This is a genomic window from Streptomyces sp. NPDC045022 (genome assembly GCF_056432605.1).
In genome coordinates, this window is record NZ_JBWKIR010000036.1 from 1 (window position 1) to 24,756 (window position 24,756).

The window sequence follows — 24,756 nt, forward strand, 5'->3', positions numbered from 1 at the left end:
GGCAACGGCAAGGGCCAGATCTTCGTCAAGGGCGAGGTCATCAAGACCGTACCCGAGTCCAAGATCGTGGAGACCCTCATCGAGGAGGCCATGAAGCTCGCCGAGCAGATGGAGAAGGACGGCGTCACCTCCGGCGAGCCGTCGGTGTCGGTCGCGGGGTGAGCTCGTCCGGGCCGGGCGGATCCGCGTCCGTCCTCGTCTAGTCGTTCCGGAAGACGCTCGGGGAGGACCACCCCGACACCGTCACGGCCACCGATCTCCTGTGGAGTCGAGACCCGGATCCAGAACGAGACCACCGCCCCGCCGAGGCGGATGCCGACGTATCAGATCCACTCCGACGGATGGAGCGGCGCCGGCAGTGATCGTGACCTCAAGTTCCGGATCACCCCGGTCGGCTGGGCGTCCCCGTCGGACGCCGAGGAACCGGCCCGGGCACCGCAGGACGACCCGCACGGCGGCCCGGACCCCGGCGGCGCCGATGGACGGCTTCGAGATCCTGCGGGCCGTCGCCTCCCTGCCGGTCAGCACCTGGAGCTACCTGGACGAGGAGGACGCCCGCCATCTCGGTCCCATCGCCCAGGACTGGCACACGGCAGTCGGTCTGGGCCAGGACGACGGCACCATCCGGCTCGTGGACGTCAACGGTGCCGCCGTCGTCGCCGTCCAGGTCCTGCATCGCATGGTGCGTGACCTCCAGTCCGAGGTCCGCGGCCTACGGGCCCGGCTCGACGGCCGGAGCCCGGACTGATCCCGTGCCGCCCCACGGGGGGCGGCACGGCGGAATCCCGGCAGGTACAGTGCGGGGATCAGGCAAATCCGACCGTGAGGCCCCACCCGTGCTGACCCAGACCACATCCCGGGTCCTCGAACCGAGTGACCTGGACGCGGCCCTCGCCGTCCTCGACCGCGACCCGGTGACGAACGCGTTCGTGACCTCCCGGGTACAGGTCGCCGGCCTCGACCCGTGGCGTCTCGGCGGCGAGATGTGGGGCTGGTACGAGGACGGCATGCTCACGTCGCTGTGCTACGCGGGCGCGAACCTGGTCCCGATCTGCGCCACCCCCCGCGCCGTCCGCGCCTTCGCCGACCGCGCCCGCCGGGCCGGCCGCCGCTGCTCCTCCATCGTCGGCCCCGCCGAATCCACCGCCGAGTTGTGGCGCCTGCTGGAACCCCACTGGGGCCGGGCCCGCGAGATCCGCGCGCACCAACCGCTCATGGTCACCGACCGCATGCCCGTCGACATCGCCCCGGACCCGTACGTCCGCCGCGTCCGCAAGGACGAGATGGAGACGATCATGCCGGCCTGCGTGGCGATGTTCACCGAGGAGGTCGGCGTCTCCCCGCTGGCCGGTGACGGCGGCCTGCTGTACCAGGCCCGCGTCGCCGAACTCGTCGGCACCGGCCGCTCGTTCGCCCGCCTCGACGACCACGGCAAGGTCGTCTTCAAGGCGGAGATCGGCGCGGCGACCTCCCGGGCCTGCCAGATCCAGGGCGTGTGGGTGGCTCCCGAGTACCGGGGCAGGGGCCTTGCGGCCCCCGGTATGGCGGCGGTCCTGCGCTATGCCCTGACTGACGTGGCGCCGGTGGCGAGCCTGTACGTGAACGACTTCAACACGGCGGCGAGGAGGACGTACCTCAGGGTGGGCTTCCAGGAGGTGGGCGCCTTCATGAGCGTCCTCTTCTAGAGGGGGCTGGGGGGCGGCCGACCGGAACGGGCGCGGGGAACCGCGCGACCAGCCACAACGAACCGGCACCCGGCCGGCAACCGAAACGGCCCTGTACGCTCCCCGCATGGACCTCGTGATCGGCCCCTTGGACCTCGCAGCCCGCGTCGACGAGGCCCTGGCAGTCCAGGCCGTCGCCTTCGGGCTCGGCCCCGATGAAGTCGCCGTACGCCGCCAGATCGTCCAGCGTCACATGCAGTACCAGGGCGCACGGGCCCTCGGCGCCACCAGCCAGGGGCATCTGGTCGGCTTCGTCTACGGCATGCCGAACAGCCGCACCCACTGGTGGTCCACGGTCGTGGAGCCGTACCTCCGCGCGGTCGGCAACGACTTCTGGCTCGACGACTCCTTCGTCATCACCGAGCTGCACGTCCACCCCGGTCACCAGAACCGCGGCATCGGCCGGCGCCTGATCACCACCATCACCGACACCGCCGCCGAACCCCGCTCGATCCTCTCCGCGATCGACACCGACAGCCCGGCCCGCGGCCTCTACCACTCGCTCGGCTATGTCGACCTCGCCCGCCAGGTCCACTTCCCGAGCGCGCCCAGGCCGTACGCCGTGATGGGCGCCCCCCTGCCCCTGCGCCGCAAGTAGCGGCCCCCGCGGCCACGGACGGCACGCTCACCCAAATCCGATTTCCACCGGCACAGTCGGCCCGGCTAACCTCCTATGCCATCACCCTCCCCCGCTCTCGGCTTGCTCGAGCGGGGGACCCCCATCCGGCAGGAGTACGAGAACCATGGCGAACGCACCGGTCCAGCGCATGTCCCAGTTGATGGCGAAGACGCTGCGCGACGACCCGGCGGACGCCGAGGTCCTCAGCCACAAACTCCTCGTCCGCGCCGGCTACGTCCGCCGCACCGCGGCCGGCATCTGGTCCTGGCTGCCCCTCGGCAAGAAGGTCCTCGCCAACGTGGAGCGGATCGTCCGCGAGGAGATGGACGCCATCGGCGCCCAGGAGGTGTCGCTCCCCGCCCTGCTGCCGCGCGAGCCCTACGAGGCGACCGGCCGCTGGGACGAGTACGGCCAGGAGCTGTTCCGGCTGAAGGACCGGAAGGGCGGTGACTACCTCCTCGGCCCCACCCACGAGGAGATCTTCACCCTTCTGGTCAAGGACCAGTGCACGTCCTACAAGGACCTGCCGGTGATCCTCTACCAGATCCAGACGAAGTTCCGCGACGAGGCCCGCCCCCGGGCCGGCATCCTGCGCGGCCGCGAGTTCCTCATGAAGGACTCGTACTCCTTCGACACGGAGGACGAGGGCCTCGCGAAGTCCTACGCCCTGCACCGTCAGGCCTACCAGCGCGTCTTCGAGCGCCTCGGCCTCGACTACCGCATCTGCGCGGCCACAGCCGGCGCCATGGGCGGCTCGAAGTCGGAGGAGTTCCTCGCCCCGGCCGAGGCCGGCGAGGACACCTTCGCGGACTGCCCGAACTGCGACTTCGCCGCGAACACCGAGGCGATCACGTACGAGTTGAAGCCGGTCGACGGCTCGGCCGTGCCCGCGCTCGAGGAGATCCCCACCCCCGACACCCCGACCATCGAGACCCTCGCCGCCTCCCTGGGCGTCCCGGCCTCCGCCACGCTGAAGAACCTGCTGGTCAAGGTGGACGGCGAGATCGTCGCCGTCGGTGTGCCGGGCGACCGCGAGGTGGACCTGGGCAAGGTCGAGGCGCACTTCGCCCCGGCCGCCGTCGAGATGGTCACCGAGACGGACTTCGCCGGCCGCCCCGATCTGGTCCGCGGCTACGTCGGCCCGCAGGGCCTGGGCGAGAAGGTGAAGTACATCGCCGACCCGCGCGTGGCCCCCGGCACCGCCTGGATCACCGGCGCCAACAAGGAGCACACGCACGCCAAGAACGTCGTGGCGGGCCGCGACTTCGAGGTCGGCGAGTACGTGGACGTCGTCGTGGTCCAGGAGGGCGACCCCTGTCCCAAGTGCGGCACCGGCCTGAAGCTGGACCGCGCCATCGAGATCGGCCACATCTTCCAGCTGGGCCGCAAGTACGCCGACGCCCTCAAGCTGGACGTCCTCGGCCAGAACGGCAAGCCGGTCCGCGTCACCATGGGCTCCTACGGCATCGGTGTCTCCCGCGCCGTCGCCGCGCTCGCCGAGCAGACCGCCGACGAGCAGGGCCTGTGCTGGCCCGCGGAGGTCGCCCCGGCCGACGTGCACGTGGTCGCCGCCGGCAAGGCCCTGCAGACCGAGCTGGCCCTCGACGTCGCCGGGAAGCTGGCCGCCGCGGGCGTCCGCGTCCTGGTGGACGACCGGGCCGGCGTCTCCCCGGGGGTGAAGTTCACCGACGCCGAGCTGATCGGTGTCCCGCAGATCCTGGTGGCCGGCCGCCGCTCCGGCGAGGGCGTCCTGGAGCTGAAGGACCGCAGGACCGGTGAGCGCGAGGAGCTGACGGTCGAGGACGCGATCGCGCGCCTGACGGCGTAGCGCGGAAGTCCGCAGGCCCCGCCCGGCCGGCTGACGGCACCCTCGGGGCGGTTCCCCGAGGACCCCGGCCGGCCGGGCTGTCGCGGCAGCCGCTCCCGGACCCGGTCCGGGGTCTGTCCTGGTAGGGCGTCCTGAGGCTCGGGGCCGTCCCGTCGCGCGCTTCGGCAGGGGGCCCGGCGGAAAAGGGGGCGCGGGGAACCGCGCGCCCGGTCACCACCGGCCGGCGGGGACGAACCACCAGCCCGTTGCCGGACGTCACTGGAGCCAGCCCGCGAACTCCAGCAGCAGTTCCCCGTCCTTGGGCCGCCCCACCCGCAGCGCCCGCACCCCCGACTCCACCGCCCGGAACAGCGTCCAGCCCCGCAGCCGCTCCTGATCCACCTCCAGCGACTCCGCGAGCCGCTTGATGCGCCGCCGCGTGGTCGCCGGGCCGGACGGCGTGGCGATCAGGTCCTCCACCCGGTCCCGCACCAGCCGCGCCAGGTCGAAGGCGGACTCGCCGACCACCGGGTCCGGGCCCACCGCGAGCCACGGCATCCGCTCCCCGGCGAGGACCTTGCTCTGCCGGAACGTCCCGTGCAGCAACCGGTGCTCGGGCGGTGCGGCCAGCAGTTCCTCGCGGGCCGCGAGTGCCGCGTCGACCAACGGCGCCGTCTCAGGGTCGGCCTCGGCGCCCGCCCGCATGACCGCCGCCTGCCGGCCGGTGCGCTCCGCGACCGTCTCGAAGACATGGCCGGCCGGCGGCTCCACCCACAGCCTGCGCAGCGTCCCCGCCGCCTCCAGCAGGGCCTTCGCCTCCGGCAGCGACCGCACCGACACATCCGGATGCAGCCGCTCCAGCAGCAGCACACCCTCCTCCGCGTCCTCCGTGTCTTCCCCGATCCGGGGGACCGCCGCCAGCAGCTGTACGGCGCCCAGGCCGGCCCAGTGCGCCAGCGCCGCCCGCTCGCTCTCGGGCCGGGCCCGCGGCGGTGCCAGCTTCAGCACCGCCGGGGTGCCGTCGGCCCGCCGGACCAGCACCACCAGGCTGCTGCGGCCACCCGGCACCTGGACCCGCTCGACGGTCAACTCGCGCCGGGCGACGGCCCGCTCGGCCGCCTCGGGCAGCCGCGCCAGCCAGTCGTCCCCGGCCGGTGCGGTCTCACCGAGCGCCCGCACCAGGCGCTGCGGCGGTTCGAAAGCCATGCGCGAGTCGTTCCCTTCCTTCGCGGATCCTGGCGCGGAGCCTGTCCGGGCCCCCGCCGGGCTGTCACCGGGGTCGTGGCCGCAGACGTCGTCCGGGCCGAATCCCTGCTGAGCCGTTGCCCTGGTCGGTGGGGCCTGTCCGGGACCGTGTCCCCGCCCCTGCCGGGGTCTGGCTCCTGTCGTACGGGTGCCTAACGGGACACCGGGGCGGAGGCCGACGGGGTCGTACCGGCGGCGCCGGTCCCCTCGTCCGCGGACCGCTCGGCGAGCCCAGGGAAGGCTACGCTCTCCCCGTTCCAGCGCACCGCCCGCACCGCTGCCTCCCGCAACGCCGCCGCCGCGGCGGCGCGCCGCTCGCCGGTCGCCGCCCGCACCAGGTCGGAGTACACCCCGGCCACCCGCTCCTCCAGCTGTGCGGCCAGCCGCACCGCGGCCGCCGCGTCCGGCACCGGGAACGGCAGCGCGTAGGCGGCGCTCGCGGCGACCGGCTCGCCGCCCTGATCGCGCACCTCCCGCACCAGTGCGTCCCGGCGCGCCCGGTGGGCGTCGTACGCCGCCCGTGCCTCGGTGCGGCCCCGTTCGCCGATCCGGCCGCCGACGACGCCGTACCCGTACACCGCCGCGTGCTCCGCCGCCAGCGCCGCCTGCAGCGTGGTCAGCTCGGCCTCGCTCGCCTTCTCGCTCACTTCCGCCCCTCCGTCGGTGCCACGGCGTGCGCCGCTCCCGGTGTGCCCTCGCCGTGCCTGCCCTCGCCGCTCACCTGGCTCCCTCCCGCAGCAGGTACGCGTGCGCCGCCCCGGCCGCCGCCACCGACGCCATCAGCCGGGCCAGCTCGCCCGGCACGTCCAGCAGGGCCTTCGCCCGCCGGTCGGCGAGGGTCCGCTCCGCGGCGGCGAGATCGGCGACGGCGTCCTTCTCGACGGCGGGCACGACCGGCGGGGACGCCGTGGCGGCCGTGGCCGTGGCCGTGGCAGAGGGGGAGGTCGTGGCCGTGGCACCGCCGAAGGCCTCCGCGTGCGCCGCCACCTCGGCGCGCAGCGGCCGCAGCCGCGGCGCCAGCGTCGGATGGACGGCGAGCACGGCGTCGTACCGCTCCAGCAGCTCCACGCTGTCCCGGGCCGCACGCGCGCGTGCCCGGGCCGTGGCCGACGGACCGTCGCCGCCGGAGTCCGGATCGGCCGAGCAGCCCGCCAGCAGGGCGGCGCCGGCGGCCGAGGCGAGCAGGGTTCTTCTGCGCGGCCCCGAGAGGGTGCGGGGCGAGGAGGGGTACGGCACTGCTGACGTCCTCGGGGAACTCGTACGGAGGGAAGACCGGAGGCGGGCGGCACGCCCGTGATCACCGTACCCGCGCACCCCCCGAGCACCACTCACCGGCACCGCCCGTACACAGGTGGACGGCAACACTCCCCACGACCGGATACCCTTTGACCAGACACGCGACCCAACCCACAACAGCACACGCGGCCGAGGAGTCACCCGGATGAGCACCACCCAGAGCGAGAGGCTGCGAGAGCTGCTGGAACCGCTCGTCACCTCCCAGGGGCTGGATCTCGAAGAGATCGCTGTGGACTCCGTCGGACGCAAGCGGGTGCTGCGCGTGGTCGTCGACTCCGACACCGGAGCCGATCTGGATCAGATCGCCGATGTGAGCCGCGCGCTCTCGGCGAAGCTCGACGAGACCAACGCGATGGGCGACGGCGCGTACGACCTGGAGGTCGGAACCCCCGGCGCGGAGCGCCTGCTCACCGAGCACCGCCACTTCGTGCGCGCCACCGACCGGCTCGTGAGGTTCCAGCTGACCGAGGGCGGCGAGCTGGTCGCGCGCATCCTGAAGGCCGACGACGAGGGCCTCGACGTCGAGGTGCCCGGAGTGAAGGGCCGCAAGGCCGCCACCCGCAGGCTCGGCTTCCCGGAGATCGCCAGGGCGCGCGTGCAGGTCGAGTTCAACCGCAAGGACAAGAAGGACATGAAGGAAGAGGAGGAGGCGTAGCCGTGGACATCGACATGAGCGCCCTGCGGGGCTTGGTTCGAGAGAAGGAGATCTCCTTCGACCTGCTGGTCGAGGCGATCGAGTCGGCCCTCCTCATCGCCTACCACCGCACCGAGGGAAGCCGCCGGCACGCGCGCGTGGAGCTCAACCGGGAGACCGGGCATGTGACCGTGTGGGCGAAGGAGGACCCGGACGACCTCGAGGAGGGCCAGGAGGCCCGCGAGTTCGACGACACCCCGTCCGGCTTCGGCCGTATCGCCGCCACCACCGCCAAGCAGGTGATCCTGCAGCGGCTGCGCGACGCCGAGGACGACGCGACGCTCGGCGAGTACGCCGGCCGCGAGGGCGACATCGTCACCGGTGTGGTCCAGCAGGGCCGCGACCCGAAGAACGTGCTCGTGGACATCGGCAAGCTCGAGGCCATCCTGCCGGTGCAGGAACAGGTCCCCGGTGAGACCTACCAGCACGGCCTGCGGCTGCGCAGTTACGTCGTCCGGGTCGCCAAGGGCGTCCGCGGTCCCTCCGTGACCCTCTCGCGTACGCACCCCAACCTGGTGAAGAAGCTCTTCGCCCTGGAGGTGCCGGAGATCGCCGACGGCTCGGTCGAGATCGCCGCGATCGCCCGTGAGGCCGGTCACCGCACCAAGATCGCCGTACGGTCCACCCGTTCGGGCCTGAACGCCAAGGGCGCCTGCATCGGCCCCATGGGCGGTCGGGTGCGCAATGTGATGGGCGAGCTGAACGGCGAGAAGATCGACATCGTCGACTGGTCGGACGATCCGGCCGAGATGGTCGCGAACGCGCTGTCACCCGCTCGGGTGAGCAAGGTGGAGGTCGTGGACCTGGCCACCCGCTCCGCCCGGGTGACCGTGCCGGACTACCAGCTGTCGCTGGCGATCGGCAAGGAGGGGCAGAACGCCCGCCTCGCGGCCCGGCTCACCGGATGGCGGATCGACATCCGGCCCGACACCGAGCAGCCGGGGGAGCAGGCCTGAGGTCAGGGAATAGATCCCAGCCGCAGATCGCTTCGATTACGACAACAACCGTTCGATCTTTGCCCCAAAGGGGTGAGGTCGGTACGGGGAGGTAGACTTAGCTGTGTCTGGCCGGACGCACACCGGAGCATGCCCTGAACGCACCTGTGTGGGGTGCCGGGAGCGGGCGGCCAAGAACGATCTCCTGCGGATCGTGAAGATCGAGGATGCATGCGTCCCCGATCCTCGCGGTACGCTGCCCGGCCGGGGTGCGTACGTGCACCCCGCCCTGGTCTGTTTCGACCAGGCGGTACGCCGCCGGGCGTTCTCGCGGGCACTGCGCGTCCCGGGAACGCTCGACACAAAGGCGTTGCGCCGATACGTCGAGCAGACGACAGTTGCCGAGCAGGCAACACCGTAAGACGAGCCGTGCAGAACCCTGCGCGGCCCTGGTACCTCGCGAGTCGAAAGCAGGTCGAGATTGCGATGAGCACTCGATGAGTACGCGATGAGTACGCCCATGAACTAGCGACGGTCCGGCTTCACCCGGACCTCAAAGGAGCGAAGTGGCTAAGGTCCGGGTCTACGAACTCGCCAAGGAGTTCGGTGTCGAGAGCAAGGTCGTCATGGCCAAGCTCCAGGAACTCGGTGAATTCGTCCGTTCGGCGTCTTCGACCATCGAAGCGCCGGTTGTACGTAAGCTGACCGACGCCTTCCAGGGCGGTGGCAACGGCAAGTCCGCCGGTAAGCCCGCCCCGCGCAAGGCTTCCCCCAAGCCCGCCGCGCCCTCTCCGGTGCAGGCGGCACGTCCGGCTGCCCCGAGGCCGCCGGCCCCCAAGCCCCAGACGGCTCCGGCCGCCGAGCAGCCGGCCGCCGCGTCGGCCCCCTCGGCGCCGGCTACCGGTCCGCGTCCGGTCCCGGGTCCCAAGCCCGCACCCCGCCCGGCCCCGGCCGCCCCGGAGTTCACCGCTCCGCCGGCCGCCCCGGCAGCGCAGACCCCGCAGGCTCCGGCAGCGCAGACCCCGCAGGCTCCGGCAGCGCAGACCCCGCAGGCTCCGGCCGCCCAGGGTCCGCGTCCCGGCGGCGCTCGTCCCGGTGCCCCGAAGCCCGGCGGCGGCCGTCCGGCTGCCGGCCAGGGCCAGGCGTCCCGTCCGGGCCAGGGTGCTCAGCGCCCCGGTGGCCAGGGCCAGCGTTCGGGTGCCCGTCCGGCCGGTCCCCGGCCGGGTAACAACCCCTTCACCTCTGGTGGCAACGCCGGCATGGCGCGCCCCCAGGCGCCCCGTCCGCAGGGCGGCCCGCGTCCCGGCGGCCCCGGTGCCCCCGGCGCCGGTCCCCGTCCGCAGGCGCCCGGCGCCCAGGGCGGCGGTCCGCGTCCGCAGGCTGCGGGCGGTTCCCGTCCGTCGCCGGCGGGCATGCCCCGTCCGCAGGGCGGTCCGCGTCCCGGCCCGGCCGGTCCGCGCCCGAACCCTGGCATGATGCCGCAGCGTCCCGCTGCCGGCCCGCGTCCCGGCGGTGGTGGCCCCGGTGGCCGCGGTCCCGGTGGCGGCGGTCGTCCCGGTGCCGGTGGCGGCGGTCGTCCGGGTGGCGGCGGCTTCGCCGGTCGTCCCGGTGGCGGTGGCGGTGGCGGCTTCGCCGGTCGTCCCGGTGGTCCCGGTGGCGGTGGCGGTGGCGGCTTCGCCGGTCGTCCGGGTGGTCCCGGTGGCGGTGGCGGCGGTGGCCGTCCCGGCTTCGGTGGTCGTCCCGGTGGTCCGGGTGGCCGTGGTGGCACGCAGGGCGCCTTCGGTCGTCCCGGCGGTCCCGCGCGTCGTGGCCGCAAGTCGAAGCGGCAGAGGCGCCAGGAGTACGAGGCCATGCAGGCCCCGAGCGTCGGCGGCGTGATGCTGCCGCGCGGCAACGGCGAGGCCATCCGCCTCTCCCGCGGCGCGTCGCTCACCGACTTCGCGGAGAAGATCAACGCCAACCCGGCGTCCCTCGTCGCGGTCATGATGAACCTCGGCGAGATGGTCACGGCCACGCAGTCCGTCTCCGACGAGACCCTGCAGCTCCTCGCCGGCGAGATGAACTACACGGTTCAGATCGTCAGCCCCGAGGAGGAGGACCGCGAGCTGCTCGAGTCCTTCGACATCGAGTTCGGCGAGGACGAGGGCGACGAGGAGGACCTGGTGGTCCGTCCGCCGGTCGTCACCGTCATGGGTCACGTCGACCACGGTAAGACCCGACTGCTCGACGCCATCCGCAAGACGAACGTCATCGCGGGCGAGGCCGGCGGCATCACCCAGCACATCGGTGCCTACCAGGTCGCGACCGAGGTCAACGCCGAAGAGCGCAAGATCACCTTCATCGACACCCCGGGTCACGAGGCGTTCACCGCCATGCGTGCCCGCGGTGCGAAGTCGACCGACATCGCGATCCTGGTCGTCGCGGCCAACGACGGCGTCATGCCGCAGACGGTCGAGGCGCTCAACCACGCCAAGGCGGCCGACGTGCCGATCGTGGTCGCGGTCAACAAGATCGACGTCGAGGGTGCCGACCCGACCAAGGTGCGCGGTCAGCTGACCGAGTACGGCCTGGTGGCCGAGGAGTACGGCGGCGACACCATGTTCGTCGACATCTCCGCCAAGCAGGGTCTGCACATCGACTCGCTGCTGGAGGCCGTGATCCTCACGGCCGACGCCTCGCTCGACCTGCGGGCCAACCCGCACCAGGACGCGCAGGGCATCTCGATCGAGTCCCGTCTCGACCGCGGCCGTGGTGCCGTGGCGACGGTCCTCGTCCAGCGAGGCACGCTGCGGGTCGGCGACACGATGGTCGTGGGCGACGCCTACGGCCGGGTCCGCGCCATGCTCGACGACAACGGCAACAACGTCGCCGAGGCCGGCCCGTCGACGCCGGTCCAGGTCCTGGGCCTGACCAACGTCCCGGGTGCGGGTGACAACTTCCTGGTGGTCGACGAGGACCGTACGGCCCGTCAGATCGCCGAGAAGCGTGCCGCCCGTGAGCGCAACGCCGCGTTCGCCAAGCGCACGCGCCGCGTGTCGCTGGAGGACCTGGACAAGGTGCTCAAGGCCGGCGAGGTCCAGCAGCTGAACCTGATCATCAAGGGTGACGCTTCCGGTTCCGTCGAGGCGCTCGAGTCCTCCCTGCTCCAGCTGGACGTCGGCGAAGAGGTCGACATCCGCGTCCTGCACCGTGGTGTCGGTGCGGTCACGGAGTCCGACATCGACCTGGCGATGGGCTCCGACGCCATCGTGATCGGCTTCAACGTCCGCGCGGCCGGCCGCGCGGCGCAGATGGCCGAGCGCGAGGGTGTGGACGTCCGGTACTACTCGGTCATCTACCAGGCGATCGAGGAGATCGAGGCGGCCCTCAAGGGCATGCTCAAGCCGGAGTACGAAGAGGTCGAGCTCGGCACGGCGGAGATCCGCGAGGTCTTCAAGTCGTCCAAGCTGGGCAACATCGCCGGTGTCCTGGTCCGCTCGGGCGAGGTCAAGCGCAACACCAAGGCGCGCCTCCTCCGCGACGGCAAGGTGGTCGCTGAGAGCCTCACCATCTCCGGTCTGCGCCGCTTCAAGGACGACGTCACCGAGATCCGCGAAGGGTTCGAGGGCGGTATCAACCTCGGCAACTTCAACGACATCAAGGTCGACGACGTCATCGCGACGTACGAGATGCGCGAGAAGCCGCGGGTGTAACAGCCGACGGTTCGTGCTGGCCGACAGGACTCCGGTCCTGTCGGCCAGCGCGCCGTTCCAGGGGCTGTCGTACCCCGGAGCAGGCCCGCGGAGCCTGATATCCGTCGATCGGCACCCGCCCTTCGAGGTACGGTTCTGATGTCCCCGGCCACACGGACCCGGGGCCATCGATCCCGTACCGGCGGGTGAACCGGTTACACACATGTACGTGGGGACTCTGTCCTTCGACCTCCTCCTCGGCGACGTCCACTCGCTGAAGGAGAAGCGCTCCGTCGTCCGCCCGATCGTCGCCGAGCTCCAGCGGAAGTACGCCGTGAGCGCGGCCGAGGTGGACCACATGAACCTCCACCGGCGAGCGATCATCGGCCTCGCCGTGGTCTCCGGCGACACGGCGCACATCACCGACGTACTGGACCGGTGCGAACGGCTCGTCGCCGGCCGCCCCGAAGTGGAGTTGCTGTCCGTCCGGCGGCGCTTTCACGGCGACGACGACTGACGACCGGACCGGCCGGACCGGCCGGACCGGCCGGATCGACCGGATCGACCGGATCGACCGGATCGACCGGACCAAGAACGCAAGAAGAAGAAAGAACGGGAGACGGACCAGTGGCCGACAACGCGCGGGCGAAAAGGCTGGCGGACCTCATCCGAGAGGTGGTGGCCCAGAAGCTGCAGCGCGGGATCAAGGACCCGCGGCTCGGCTCGCACGTCACCATCACGGACACCCGGGTCACGGGTGACCTGCGGGAGGCGACCGTCTTCTACACGGTCTACGGGGACGAGGAGGAGCGGCAGGCCGCGGCCGCCGGACTGGAGAGTGCCAAGGGCGTGCTCCGCTCGGCCGTCGGGGCTGCCGCCGGTGTGAAGTTCACGCCGACCCTGACCTTCGTGGCGGACGCCCTTCCGGACACCGCCAAGACCATCGAGGACCTCCTCGACAAGGCGCGCCAGTCCGACGAGAAGGTGCGCGAGGTGTCCGCGGGCGCCACGTACGCCGGTGACGCGGACCCGTACCGGAAGCCGGGCGAGGAAGACGACGAGACGGACGACGCCGCCGAATGACCAGCAAGCCCACCCCGCCCGACGGCCTCGTCATCGTCGACAAGCCGTCGGGCTTCACTTCGCACGACGTGGTCGCCAAGATGCGCGGGATCGCGAGGACCCGCCGCGTCGGCCATGCCGGCACCCTCGACCCGATGGCGACCGGCGTCCTGGTCCTCGGGGTCGAGCGCGCCACCAAGCTCCTCGGACACCTCGCGCTCACCGAGAAGGAGTACCTGGGCACCATCCGCCTGGGCCAGAACACGGTCACCGACGACGCCGAGGGGGAGATCACCTCCTCCACCGACGCGTCCAAGGTGACCCGGGACGCCATCGACGCCGGCATCGCCAAGCTGACCGGCGACATCATGCAGGTGCCGTCCAAGGTCAGCGCCATCAAGATCGACGGCGTACGGTCGTACAAGCGGGCTCGTGACGGCGAGGACTTCGAGATCCCCGCCCGGCCGGTGACCGTCTCCTCCTTCAAGGTGTACGACGTCCGGGATGCCGTCGCCGAGGACGGCACGCAGGCCCTCGACCTGATCGTGTCCGTGGTCTGCTCCTCCGGCACCTACATCCGCGCCCTCGCCCGTGACCTGGGCGCCGACCTGGGCGTCGGCGGCCACCTCACCGCGCTGCGCCGAACGCGCGTCGGGCCGTACAAGATCGACGCGGCGAAGACGCTGGACCAGCTCCAGGAGGAGCTGACCGTGATGCCGATCGCTGACGCCGCCTCGGCCGCCTTCCCGCGCTGGAAGGTCGACGCCAAGCGGTCCCGGCTGCTGCTGAACGGCGTCCGGCTGGAGATGCCCGGCGAGTACGCGGGCGCCGGTCCCGTCGCCGTGTTCGACCCCGAGGACCGCTTCCTCGCCCTCGTGGAGGAACACAAGGGCAAGGCGAAGAGCCTGGCCGTCTTCGGCTGAGACATCCCTCCACGGGCACACCCGTCGGCGTGCCCGTGGAGCGGCGACCGGCCACGGGGTGGCCCCTGCCGCCGCTCCACGGTCCCCCCTCGGTTCCCCCACCCCTAGGGTTGTCCAACGGCCCGCGCCTATTCACCCGTCCGGGCAGGCGCTCGGAGTGAACCAGGGGAGCGGAAGGGGGCGCGTTCCCCGCGAGATCTGTCCCGCCGATCACCGCGCGCCTACCGTCGGAAGACAGGGCACGCGGCACGGGCGGGAGGTACGGCCATGACAGGACGGGGCCCGCGCACCGGAGGCGGGCGCCGGACGACGGCGGACGGCGCACCCGAGATGCCGGACGGGGCGTGTACGGCGGGCGACGGTTCGTGGGGCGTGCCGGGCGGGGTGCCCGAGGTGCCGGACGGGGCGTGTAGGGCTGCCGACGGGGTGTGGAGCGTGCCGGGCGGTTCGGGGAGTGTGCCGGGCGCGGTGCGGGATGCGGTGGGCGGTGCTCGGAGCGTGCCGGACGGGGGCGGCGGGACGGCCGAGGTTGCGTGGAGCGTGCCGGGCGGTTCGGGGTGTGTGCCGGGCGCGGTGCGGGATGCGGTGGGCGGTGCTCGGAGCGTGCCGGATGGGGGCGGCGGGACGGCCGAGGTTGCGTGGAGCGTGCCGGGCGGTTCGGGGAGTGTGCCGGGCGCGGTGCGGGATGCGGTGGGCGGTGCTCGGAGCGTGCCGGACGGGGTGCGGGGGACAGCCGACGGCGCGTGGAGCGTGCCTGACGGTACCCGGCAGACGGCCGACGGTGCCTGGCCGGGCGGAGGGAGTGTGCCGCCCCCCACGGGCAGCGCCCCCTGCCCGGACGACTCCCCCCTCGTCCGGATCCATGACCTCGCCGGTCGCCACCGCGGCCTCGGCTTCCTCGCCGACCATGAGGGCACCCTTCTCACCAGCCACGAGTCGGTCGACGGCCTGCCCCGGCTGGTGCTGCACGCGGCCGGGGACCGCACCTGTGTGGTCGGCGCCGACGCCGTCGTCCCGCTGCCCCAGCTCGGCCTGGCCCTGGTGCGCACCGAGGGCCTGGACGTGCAGCCGCTGCCGCTGACCGTGCGGGAGCGGATCGACGCCGGCACCTACGTACGGATCGCCGCGGGCTGCTGGCGCGAGGCGCGGGTGCTGGCCGCGACCCAGGTGTCGTACACCGCCACCGACCGCTTCCACCTCCTCGACGACGCCCTGGAGCTGGCGATCGGCACGGCCGGCCGGGACGCGCTCCGGCTCGGCGGCGGGGCGGCCGGGGGACCGGTGCTCGACGCCCGTACCGGCGCGGTGGTGGGCGTGCTCGGCACCGCCCTGCACACCGCCCAGCGCGACGCGGGCTTCGCGGTACCCCTGCGGCCCGCCGACGGCCCCCTCGCCGACCTGCTCGCCCGCAACGCCGCCACCGTCCCGGCCTACGGCGCCGACCTGAACCTGGCCGGCATCCTGGAGCTGACCGCCACCTCGGTGGCTCAGGACAGCCCGCACGGCACCCACGCCGGCACGGTGGAACCCGTCGAACGAGCGGACATCGCAACGGAGTTGACCGCGTTCGCCGACGGCGACCGGACCGTGCTCGGCCTCGTCGGCGCTCCTGGCAGCGGCCGTACGACGGAACTCGCGGCCCTCGCCGTCCGCCGGGCCCGGTGCGAGCGCCCCGCCCCCACACTGTGGCTGCGCGGCGCCGACCTCGAGGACGCCGACGACTCCGTGGCCGAAGCGGCCCGCCGTGCTCTGGAACGTGCGGCCCGGATCGTCGCCGCATCCCGCTCCGTTCACCCCGAGGACCTCGGCGACCTCACCCCCGAACACCTGGCCCGCCTCGCCGTCCGCGCCGGCCGCCCGCTGCTGCTCCTCCTCGACGGCCCCGAGGAGATGCCCCCCGTCCTCGCCCACCGGTTGCCCGAGTGGACCAGCGGGACCGCGGCATGGCTGCGGGAGACCGGGGCGCGGCTGGTGGTGGCCTGCCGGGAGGAGTACTGGGAGCGGGCAGGCGCCCAGTTCCCGGCCGACCTGCTGCACACCCCGCACGACCAGGCGGGCCCACCCCATACCCCGCACGACCACGCGGACCCGTCCGACGAACCGACCGACGAGGTGGGCCCGTCGCATGTCTCGGCGGGTCACGCCGGCCCGTGCCATGCGCCGGCGGGTCACCCGGGTCCATCCCATGCCCCGGCCGGTCACACGGGCCCGCTCCGCACGCCGGCCGGGCACGCCGACCCGCCACACGTCACGGCCACCTCCGCTACCTCGGCCACCTCCGCTACCTCGGCCACCTCCGCAACCTCGGCCACCTCCGCTACCTCCGCTACCTCCGCTACCTCGGCCACCTCCGCTACCTCGGCCACCTCCGCTACCTCGGCTACGCCGGCAGTCTCGGCCGCCGCCGCCGCCGCCGCCGCCGCCGCCGTCGGTCGCGTCGAGTCGCTTCCTCCCTGTGTGCGGCTCGCCGACCTCACCGCCGACGAGGCGCGCCGGGCCCGCGCCCGCTACGGCATCCCCGACGATGCCCTCACCGACCGCGACGCCCGGCACCCGCTCACCCTGCGCCTGCTGTCAGAGGTTCGCGCCGCCGTCCCGGACGCCGCGGCCGCCGCCGGACCCGTCGACCGGCACGACGTGTTCGCCGCCCACCTCGACCTGATGTGCCTGCGCATCGCGGTCCGCCTCGCCGCCGGGAACGGTCTGCGCGGCACCGCCGTACGACGGCTCGCGGCACGGGTGGCCGGACAGGTGCACGAGGCCGCCCGACGCAGCCTCGGGCCCGGGCAGGGCGAACTGGACCGCAGTTCGTTCGAGGCGGTGTTCCCCTGGGGGCCCGCCCCGGCCCGGCTCGGCGGCGGTACCGGCTGGGCCTCCGCCGTCCTCGCCGAGGGCCTTCTCGTGCCGGCCGGCAGCGGCTACCGCTTCGCGCACGAGGAACTGGCCGACTGGATCCAGGGCATACACCTCGACCTGGACGAGGCCCTGCGTGCCCTGGTCCACCGGTCCCGCGGCGCCGGCGAAGGCCACCCCGTTCCCGTTCCGCATCACCGCGTCGGGCCGGTCGTCCAGGCCCTGCTCCTTCTCGCCCGCCAGCAAGGACCGCGAGAACTCGGCCTTCGACTGAGCGAGTTGACCGAAGCCCTGGACCGCGCCCCCGGCTCCTGGTGGGCCGCCCGGCTGCTCGCCAGGACCCTGCTCCAGGTGCCGGACGCGACGCCGTACACCGAGGTGCTGCGTCCGCTCGCCGACCGCATCGTCGCCTGGCGCCGTGAACAGCGGCCCGTGCCGGCCGAGTTCGGCCCCGCCTTCTGGACCGCCGTGCCCGTCTGCGACGCCGAGCGGCTCGACCTGCTGCGCCGGCTCGTACTCGCGGACCTGGCGCCGCCGGCGCCCGGCGAGCGCTACCTCGACGCCGTCGCCCAGCTGCTCGCCGCCCAGCCCGCCGTCGTACAGCGGCAGCTGACGCACTGGTTCGACGACGAACGGCCGCTGCCCGCCACCCCGCACGCCACCGTGGCCACCGCCGCGCAGGCGCTGCTGCACACCCACCGGCACGGCGCCCTGGACGAGCTGACCGAGGTGCTGGTGGCGAGCGCGCACCGGCGTGCCGACGAGCTGCTCGCCACCCTCGCCGAGGACGAGCCGTCGGCGCTCTGCCGGGCCGTGGACCGCTGGGCGCACGACGAGCGCCCGGCCCGCCGGGTCGCGGCGGTGACGTTCGGGCTGCGCGCGGCCCCGCACGTCCGCTCGGCGGCCGACCGCGAGCTGCTGCGCTACGCCGCACTCGCCCTGCTCGCCCGCCCCGCCGACTGCAGCCTGCACGGCGGCGCCCTCGCCCTCCTCGTCCACGACCCGCACACCCGCGACCAGCATCTCACCGCGGCACTGCGCCACTTCGCCGACAGTGACCCGCACTTCCCGCCGAGCGCTCTGGTCCCCGCCCTGACCACCCACCCCGAACCGGTCCTGGAAGCCTTCCGCGCCCGTCTGCGTGGCCCGGACGCCGGGGAGGCCCTGCGCACCCTCGCGGACGTCACCACCCCGGCCCTGGCCCGCCGCACCGCCGCCCTGGTCCGCGAGGCCGTGCGGCTATGCCCGGAGAGCGCCGGGCACGTCGCCGCTTACGTCGACCGCCACCTGGAACAGGGCCCCACCGCTCGCACGGTCCTGCTGCCCCTGGTCACCGGCCTGCTCGACGGCGGCCCCGAACAGGTCCGGGCGGCCCTGGCCACCGTCCTCGCCGCCGTGGGCACTCCTGCCTCCCGGCCGCTGCGCCGGGAACTCCTGGAGTTCCTGTTCAGGCACGAGCGGGAGCCGTCGGTCCTGGACGCCGTCCTGCACGCGGCGGCCGAGCACGGGTCCGGCCGGGAGGAGGAGGCCCGCGGACTCGTCCACCGCACCGGCCTGCTCCTCGTCCGCACCCCCGAGGGCGCCACCCGCTTCGACCGGGGCCTGGTCGACCTGGGCCGGCACGTGCCCGGCTTCGCCGCGCTCATGGGCCGCTGGCTGAAGGACGCCCCGGACGACTGGGCCGCCGTGGTGGGCCCCAGCACCCGCCGCATGCTCGAGAACCTGGCAGGCGCCCGCGTACCGGCGTGACATCGGCGTGCGGGCATGCCATCGGTGCAGGGGCGTGTCATCGGCGTACCGGCGTGACATCGGTGTAGGGGCGCGGCGCGGCGCGGCGCGGTGTGGAGTCGGCGGGGCGGTGTGAACACCGGTCGGGCGGGTGGGGGACCGCGCCGAGCCGCGCCCGCGGACGTGCGCCCCGTCACAGCCCCCATGCCGATGCCGGACCGGAGCACCCGGCATGGCACCCTTAGACCTGCACAAGAGGTCAAGGTAGACACGGACACGGGTTCGAGGAGCGGTCACAGTGCAGCGCTGGCGTGGCTTGGAGGACATCCCCCAGGACTGGGGGCGCAGCGTCGTCACCATCGGTTCCTACGACGGCGTCCACCGCGGCCACCAGCTGATCATCAGGCACGCCGTCGACCGCGCCCGCGAGCTGGGCGTCCCGGCCGTCGTCGTCACCTTCGACCCGCACCCCAGCGAGGTCGTCCGTCCCGGCAGCCACCCGCCCCTGCTCGCCCCGCACCACCGCCGCGCCGAGCTGATGGCCGAACTGGGCGTGGACGCGGTGCTCATCCTCCCCTTCACCACCGAGTTCTCGAAGCTCTCGCCCGCCGACTTCGTCGTGAAGGTCCTGGTGGACAAGCTGCACGCCAAGGCGGTCGTGGAGGGCCCGAACTTCCGCTTCGGCCACAAGGCGGCCGGCAACGTCGAGTTCCTCGTCGAGCAGGGCAGGACCTACGACTTCGAGGTCGAGATCGTCGACCTGTACGTCACCGGCGAGGCGGGCGGCGGCGAGCCGTTCTCGTCCACCCTGACCCGCCGACTGGTCGCCGAGGGTGGCGTCGAGGGCGCCCGCGAGATCCTGGGCCGCCCGCACCGGGTGGAGGGCGTCGTCGTGCGCGGCGCCCAGCGCGGCCGCGAGCTGGGCTTCCCGACGGCCAACGTCGAGACGCTCCCGCACACCGCGATCCCCGCCGACGGCGTGTACGCCGGCTACCTGCACGTCGAGGGTGAGGCCATGCCGGCCGCGATCTCCGTCGGCACCAACCCGCAGTTCGACGGCACCGAGCGCACGGTGGAGGCGTACGCGATCGACCGCGTCGGCCTCGACCTCTACGGCCTGCACGTCGCCGTCGACTTCCTCGCGTACGTGCGCGGCCAGGCGAAGTTCGAGTCCCTGGACGGCCTGCTGGAGCAGATGGCCGCGGACGTGAAGCGCTGCCGGGAGATCGTGGCGGCGGAGGCGTAGACCGCTCAAAGCCTACGACTGTACGACTTTACGGCGGTACTGCTGTACGGCTCTGATGTGTGACGCGAAAGGGCGGCCGGTGCGGTTGAGCACCGGCCGCCCTTCGTCGTCCCGTCCTACTGCTGCGGGGGCGGGGCCTGCGGCGGCTGCTGCGCCTGCGGAGGCTGGGCCTGGGCCTGGGGCTGCCCGGGCTGCTGCGGGTAGCCGGGCTGGGGCGGATACGGCTGGCCTTGCTGTGCCTGCTGTGCCTGCTGTGCCTGCTGCGGCGGGTACGGCTGGCCGGGAGCGGCCGGCGGGTAGGGCTGGCCCTGCTGCGGCGGATACGGCTGCTGTACCTGGGGATACGGCTGCTGACCCTGCGGGTAGGGCTGGCCCTGCTGCTGCGGATAGGGCTGCTGCGCCTCGGGATACGGCTGCTGACCCTGGCCGTACAGCTGATTCGGCATCGGCCCACCCGGCATCGGCGGGGCGGCCACCGGCGGCGGGTTGCCGTCGCTGGTCCACAGTCCGTGCGCCTGCTGGTGCCGTACGAAGTCCTCGGCGATCAGCGCGGCGAGGTTGAAGTAAGCCTCGCGTGTCCGCGGCCGCATCATGTCGAGGTCGACCTCGGCACCGGCGGCCAGGTGCTCGTCGAAGGGTACGACGACGACTCCCCGGGTCCGCGTCTCGAAGTGCGAGACGATGTCCTCGACCTTGATCATCTTGCCGGTCTCGCGGACCCCGGAGATGACGGTGAGGGACCGGGAGACCAGGTCCGCGTACCCGTGCGCGGACAGCCAGTCCAGCGTCGTACTGGCGCTGCTCGCGCCGTCCACGGAGGGCGTGGAGATGATGATGAGCTGGTCGGCGAGGTCGAGCACACCGCGCATGGCGCTGTACAGCAGACCCGTGCCCGAGTCGGTCAGGATGACCGGGTACTGCCGCCCGAGCACGTCGATCGCGCGCCGGTAGTCCTCGTCGTTGAACGTCGTCGAGACGGCCGGGTCCACGTCGTTGGCGATGATCTCCAGACCGGAGGGCGCCTGGGAGGTGAACCGACGGATGTCCATGTACGAGTTCAGGTACGGGATCGCCTGAACGAGGTCACGGATGGTGGCCCCCGTCTCCCGGCGCACCCGCCGCCCGAGCGTACCGGCGTCCGGGTTGGCGTCGATGGCGAGGATCTTGTCCTGCCGCTCGGTGGCGAGGGTGGAGCCGAGCGCGGTGGTCGTGGTCGTCTTGCCGACGCCGCCCTTGAGGCTGATGACCGCGATCCGGTAGCAGGACAGCACCGGCGTGCGGATCAGCTCCAGCTTGCGCTGCCGCTCGGCCTCCTCCTTCTTGCCGCCCAGCTTGAACCGGGATGCCGCCGCGGCGGGCCGGCCGCTCTTCGCCTTCTGCCTCTTGTTGTTCAGCAGCCGGTCCGAGGACAGCTCCACGGCGGCCGTGTAACCCAGCGGCGCCGCGCCGGGGTTGGTCGGCTGCCGCTGGTCGTGCTGTATGGGCTGCGGCCACGCGGCACCGGACCGTGGGTCGACCGGAGCGTGCGGCGGCTGCGGCTGGGCGGCCTGCGCCGGCTCCGGACGCCGCGGGTCCTGCGGGTTGTACTGGTTCTGAGGGGGTTGCGGGAAGCCGTACCCACCGGGCTGTGGCTGTGGCTGTGGCTGGGTCTGCGGCTGGGGGGTGGGGGTCGGCTGCGGTGCCGGGGGCTGGGGGAAGCCGTAACCCCCTTGCTGTGCCTGTGGGTTGGGCGTGCCGGGCTGCGGGAACCCGTAGCCGTCGGGTGGAGTGGGGCCGTTGGGGGTCGGCTGGGGCCCGGGCGGCTGGGGGAAGCCGTACCCACCGGGCTGTGGCTGGGGCTGCGGCTGGGGGGTGGGGGTCGGCTGCGGTGCCGGGGGCTGGGGGAAGCCGTAAGCCCCGTGCTGCGCCTGTGGGTTGGGCGTGCCGGGCTGTGGGAAGCCGTACCCACCCGGCTGGGCCTGCGGGTTGGGGATGCCGGGCTGGGGGAAGCCGTAGCCGCCGGGCGCGGTGGCGCCCGCCGGGTTCGGCTGGGGCCCGGGCTGCGCGGGCGCCGACGGGCTGGGTGCGCCGGGCTGGTTCGGCTGGTTCGCTGCGTGTGCCTGGTTCCAGGCGGCGGGCGCGGGCTGCGGGGCCTGCGGCTGGAACGGCGGCTGCTGACCGGGCACACCGACAGGGCCCTGCGCCGCCGCGGGCTGCGTCTGACCGGGCATCGGGCCGGGCTGCTGCGGTACCTGCTGCTGCGGCGTGGGCTGCGCGGGCCACTGGGCCGCGGGTGCCGGGGCGGCGGGCTGGTACGAGGGCGGGAGCGGGGGCACGCCGTTCTGCGGGGCCGGCGGGGGAGTCCAGCCCGGCTGGGCGTCCTGGGGGGCGGGCGGGGCGCCGTTCTGCGCGGCGCCTTCCTGCTGCGCACTGGTCTGCGGTGCGGCGGACGTGCCCGGCTGGGGCGGGCTGTCCTGAGGCGGGCTGTCCTGAGGCGCGGCGTCTTGAGGCACCGTGCCCTGCGTCACCGCGTCCTGCGCCACGGCGTCCTGCGTCACCGCGTCCTGCGTCACCGCGCCCTGTGCCACCGCATCCGACGACGCCCCGGAGTCCGTGGGCTCCGGCGAGCCGGACTGCGCGTCCTCGGCGGGACCATCCTGCGCGGTGGCCGCATCCGTGGACGCGCCGTGGCCTTCGGCCTCGACCTGATCCGTGTGCACACCGGGCTCGGGGGCATCGGCGGCGTCCGCCGCGGAACCGTCCTGCCCGGAAACCTCGCCGTCGGACTCTCCGGCGTTGTTCTCGGCACCCTCGGCATGGCCGTCCGGCGTTGCGGCGACCTCCGGGGTGCTCTCGGACCCGGCCTCCTCGGCCTTGCCACCACCGGCACCGAAGACGTCCTCGGCATCCCCGTGAGCCGGACCCGCACCGTCCCCGGAACCCCCGGCGTCCCCGGAACTCCCGGCGTCCCCGGAACTCCCGGTACCAGAGGCACCGGCGGCACCGGACTCGCCCGACTCCTCCGCGGCAGCGGCAGCGGCACGCTCGGCGATCTCGGCCATCTCGCGCTTCAGGGCGACGGCGGAGAACCGCATGGTCGCCCCGCTCTCCAGGTCCCCGTTGCTCGTCTCCGGCTCGAACGCGGCGGAAGCCGCCGTACCCTCCGGCTCTGCCTGCTGGGCCGGCTGCAACTGCGACTGTGACTGCTGCGACTGCTGCGGTTCGAAGCCCTCGGGCAGCTTCGGCATCGGGACGGGATCGCCGACCGGCGGCGCGGGCTGCGCGGCCGGCGGGCCGAAGGGCGCGCCCTGCGCCGACGCGGGTGGAGGCGGCGGGGCGAACGACGTCCCCTGGGGCGGGGTGAAGGGAGTCTCCTGGGAGGGGCTGAACGACGTTCCCTGGGGCGGGGTGAACGGAGTCTCCTGCGAGGGAGTGAACGACGTTCCCTGGGCCGGAGTGAACGCGGTGCCCTGCGGCGGCGTGAACGGCGTCCCCTGCGGCGGGGTGCCCGACGGCTGAGCGGCGGGCGGCGGTGGAGTCGGCCCGGGAACCGGTGTGTTCGACGGGAACGGAGGAACCCCGGAAGCAGCGGAAGCGCCTGACTCACCCGGAGTGCCGGAGGCGTTCGGTCCGGCGAAACCGCCCGTGCCCCCCGAGCCCGCCGACGTACCGGCGGAGCCCGACGTCCCGGCGGAGGCCGACGTCCCGGACGCGTTCTGCGTGTACCAGGCCGGGGGAGCGTAGTCGATGGTGAACTCGCCGGTCGTCTCGACGGCCTCCGCGTCGGGCTGGTCATCGCCGGGTGTGGCCCAGCCCCCGCGCATCCCGTCCCGATCGCTGCTCACAGTTCCTCCTGGTGTGGTCGAGCACCCTCATGCCGAGCCGGGGCAACCATGTCGTGTCGTTCCGAGTCGGCCGTAGTCGTCCGTGGTCGTTCGGGGCAGGCCGGTTCAGCGGTCCTCCCCCTGGGACACCGACACCCGTTCCACGGGTCCTGTCATCGCGCCCGCTCCCAGCCTAATCACCACGAGCCGCACCTCGGCAGGCCCGCCCACCTCTCAGCAGGCGTCCACCGGGTCACAGCGCGCCCGGAACCGCCCTGCCCGCATCGCGCGTTGCCAGAGGAACCAGGGACCAAACGGCGGATTTGCGACGGAACGGAAACCCGGTGGATGTGAAAAAAGCGGTCACTCAGGGGCAGTTCAGTCCATTCGGCGCGGTGTACCCAACAATCCGATCTCGGCATCGGTCGGTTGTGTCAGCACATACTGCCGGTCACGATCGGTACACCACAGCGTGACGCCGTCGGGCAGCGCCGGCAGCGACTCCACCTCGGTTCGCGACAGCCCCATGGTGCGCCCCAGTTCGGCCGCCTCGTCCGGCGAGACCCGCTGGATACCGGCGAGCCGTGCCTGCCGCAGCAGCCGGGGCGCCACTGGGCTCAGGTACGGCAGCAGCGTCAGCACCGACTGCCACGGCCCGGACACCACTCTGCCCCGCGGGGGCCGCATGCCGCAGTCCCGCACCACCAGCACAGGCGTACCGGCGGAGGCGCCCTGCGGAGGCACCCGCCCGACGTCGTACACGGACAGCCCGTTCTGCCCGCCGCCCATGGCGTGCACCATCTGCATCCAGGCCTGCGGCCGGCCGGTCTCCACGGCGACCCGGGCGCCCGTGGCCGCCGAGCGCAGCGCCAGCACCTGCGCGGTCCACAGACCGCCGATCAGCACGACGTCGTACGGCGTGGGCCGGTTGATGCCCAGCACGGCCGGCTGCCCCTCGGCGTCGACCCCGGCCACCACGCCGTCGTCCCCGAGGGGCAGGGCCAGCGCGTCCAGCTGCTGCCCGGACAGCCCATGCCGTCCGTGCCGGGGCCCGATCAGCCCGAGGCCGTGCCGCAACCGCTCGCCCATACGCCGCACCCCGGTCGGCTCCGGCGCGCCGGGCGCACCCACTGCCACGGAAGCCGTCGGA

Annotated in this window: 18 protein-coding genes and 1 pseudogene; 14 read left to right on the forward strand and 5 right to left on the reverse strand. The window is 73.4% G+C overall.

From position 1 onward, the window contains the following. From AC07C1_RS36420 to AC07C1_RS36440, 5 genes and pseudogenes are all read left to right on the forward strand, one after another. Nucleotides 1–162 (forward strand): annotated as a pseudogene (locus tag AC07C1_RS36420) (flavodoxin-dependent (E)-4-hydroxy-3-methylbut-2-enyl-diphosphate synthase); the annotation flags it as partial. A gap of 316 nt (nucleotides 163–478) precedes the next feature. Then, a complete protein-coding gene (locus AC07C1_RS36425) occupies nucleotides 479–748 on the forward strand; it encodes a tail fiber domain-containing protein (RefSeq protein ID WP_478946214.1) in 270 nt (89 codons plus the stop codon). Nucleotides 749–836: 88 nt separating this feature from the next. Continuing rightward, complete coding sequence (locus AC07C1_RS36430) at nucleotides 837–1,685, forward strand: GNAT family N-acetyltransferase (RefSeq protein ID WP_478946216.1); 849 nt, start codon at nucleotides 837–839, stop codon at nucleotides 1,683–1,685. Between the two features lie 106 nt (nucleotides 1,686–1,791). Further along, entirely contained in the window at nucleotides 1,792–2,322 is a 531-nt protein-coding gene (locus AC07C1_RS36435; protein ID WP_478946218.1) for a GNAT family N-acetyltransferase, read from the forward strand. Between the two features lie 145 nt (nucleotides 2,323–2,467). Continuing rightward, a complete protein-coding gene (locus AC07C1_RS36440; protein ID WP_478946220.1) occupies nucleotides 2,468–4,171 on the forward strand; it encodes a proline--tRNA ligase in 1,704 nt (567 codons plus the stop codon). A 255-nt stretch (nucleotides 4,172–4,426) separates the two neighbouring features. On the opposite strand, the gene AC07C1_RS36445 is transcribed toward AC07C1_RS36440, so the two are convergent. From AC07C1_RS36445 to AC07C1_RS36455, 3 genes are all read right to left on the reverse strand, one after another. Then, the gene (locus AC07C1_RS36445) at nucleotides 4,427–5,356 is read right to left on the reverse strand and encodes an aminoglycoside phosphotransferase family protein (RefSeq protein WP_478946222.1); all 930 of its coding nucleotides are present in this window, start codon (nucleotides 5,354–5,356) and stop codon (nucleotides 4,427–4,429) included. 191 nt (nucleotides 5,357–5,547) lie between these two features. Next, nucleotides 5,548–6,042, reverse strand: a complete 495-nt coding sequence (locus tag AC07C1_RS36450; protein ID WP_478946224.1) for a ferritin-like domain-containing protein — start codon at nucleotides 6,040–6,042, stop codon at nucleotides 5,548–5,550. 70 nt (nucleotides 6,043–6,112) lie between these two features. After that, the gene (locus AC07C1_RS36455; protein ID WP_478946226.1) at nucleotides 6,113–6,631 is read right to left on the reverse strand and encodes a hypothetical protein; all 519 of its coding nucleotides are present in this window, start codon (nucleotides 6,629–6,631) and stop codon (nucleotides 6,113–6,115) included. 205 nt (nucleotides 6,632–6,836) lie between these two features. On the opposite strand from AC07C1_RS36455, the gene rimP reads away from it, so the two are divergent. The 9 genes from rimP to AC07C1_RS36500 all read left to right on the forward strand — a co-directional run bounded on the left by rimP (nucleotide 6,837) and on the right by AC07C1_RS36500 (nucleotide 19,803). Next, nucleotides 6,837–7,346 carry a ribosome maturation factor RimP gene (rimP, locus tag AC07C1_RS36460; RefSeq protein ID WP_478946228.1) on the forward strand — a complete coding sequence of 170 codons (510 nt, stop codon included), beginning with the start codon at nucleotides 6,837–6,839 and terminating at the stop codon, nucleotides 7,344–7,346. A gap of 2 nt (nucleotides 7,347–7,348) precedes the next feature. After that, nucleotides 7,349–8,341 (forward strand): transcription termination factor NusA, encoded by a 993-nt coding sequence (gene nusA, locus AC07C1_RS36465; RefSeq protein WP_478946229.1) that lies wholly within the window; start codon nucleotides 7,349–7,351, stop codon nucleotides 8,339–8,341. A 103-nt stretch (nucleotides 8,342–8,444) separates the two neighbouring features. Continuing rightward, the gene (locus AC07C1_RS36470; protein ID WP_478946231.1) at nucleotides 8,445–8,741 is read left to right on the forward strand and encodes a YlxR family protein; all 297 of its coding nucleotides are present in this window, start codon (nucleotides 8,445–8,447) and stop codon (nucleotides 8,739–8,741) included. Nucleotides 8,742–8,886: 145 nt separating this feature from the next. Next, a complete protein-coding gene (gene infB, locus AC07C1_RS36475; protein ID WP_478946233.1) occupies nucleotides 8,887–12,012 on the forward strand; it encodes a translation initiation factor IF-2 in 3,126 nt (1,041 codons plus the stop codon). Between the two features lie 202 nt (nucleotides 12,013–12,214). Continuing rightward, the gene (locus AC07C1_RS36480) at nucleotides 12,215–12,508 is read left to right on the forward strand and encodes a DUF503 domain-containing protein (RefSeq protein ID WP_478946235.1); all 294 of its coding nucleotides are present in this window, start codon (nucleotides 12,215–12,217) and stop codon (nucleotides 12,506–12,508) included. 110 nt (nucleotides 12,509–12,618) lie between these two features. After that, nucleotides 12,619–13,074: a 30S ribosome-binding factor RbfA gene (rbfA, locus tag AC07C1_RS36485; protein ID WP_478946237.1), complete on the forward strand. Its 456-nt coding sequence runs from the start codon at nucleotides 12,619–12,621 to the stop codon at nucleotides 13,072–13,074. Next, a complete protein-coding gene (truB, locus tag AC07C1_RS36490) occupies nucleotides 13,071–13,976 on the forward strand; it encodes a tRNA pseudouridine(55) synthase TruB (RefSeq protein ID WP_478946239.1) in 906 nt (301 codons plus the stop codon). The genes rbfA and truB overlap by 4 nt, the downstream gene beginning before the upstream one ends. A gap of 804 nt (nucleotides 13,977–14,780) precedes the next feature. After that, complete coding sequence (locus AC07C1_RS36495; protein ID WP_478946240.1) at nucleotides 14,781–18,578, forward strand: hypothetical protein; 3,798 nt, start codon at nucleotides 14,781–14,783, stop codon at nucleotides 18,576–18,578. Nucleotides 18,579–18,855: 277 nt separating this feature from the next. After that, nucleotides 18,856–19,803, forward strand: coding sequence for a bifunctional riboflavin kinase/FAD synthetase (locus tag AC07C1_RS36500; protein ID WP_478946242.1), 948 nt, complete (start codon nucleotides 18,856–18,858; stop codon nucleotides 19,801–19,803). 116 nt (nucleotides 19,804–19,919) lie between these two features. Here the strand turns inward: AC07C1_RS36500 and AC07C1_RS36505 are convergent, their stop codons facing one another. Further along, a complete protein-coding gene (locus tag AC07C1_RS36505; RefSeq protein WP_478946244.1) occupies nucleotides 19,920–23,627 on the reverse strand; it encodes an SCO5717 family growth-regulating ATPase in 3,708 nt (1,235 codons plus the stop codon). A 357-nt stretch (nucleotides 23,628–23,984) separates the two neighbouring features. Continuing rightward, nucleotides 23,985–24,695: a hypothetical protein gene (locus tag AC07C1_RS36510; RefSeq protein ID WP_478946301.1), complete on the reverse strand. Its 711-nt coding sequence runs from the start codon at nucleotides 24,693–24,695 to the stop codon at nucleotides 23,985–23,987. Nucleotides 24,696–24,756 lie beyond the last annotated feature (61 nt).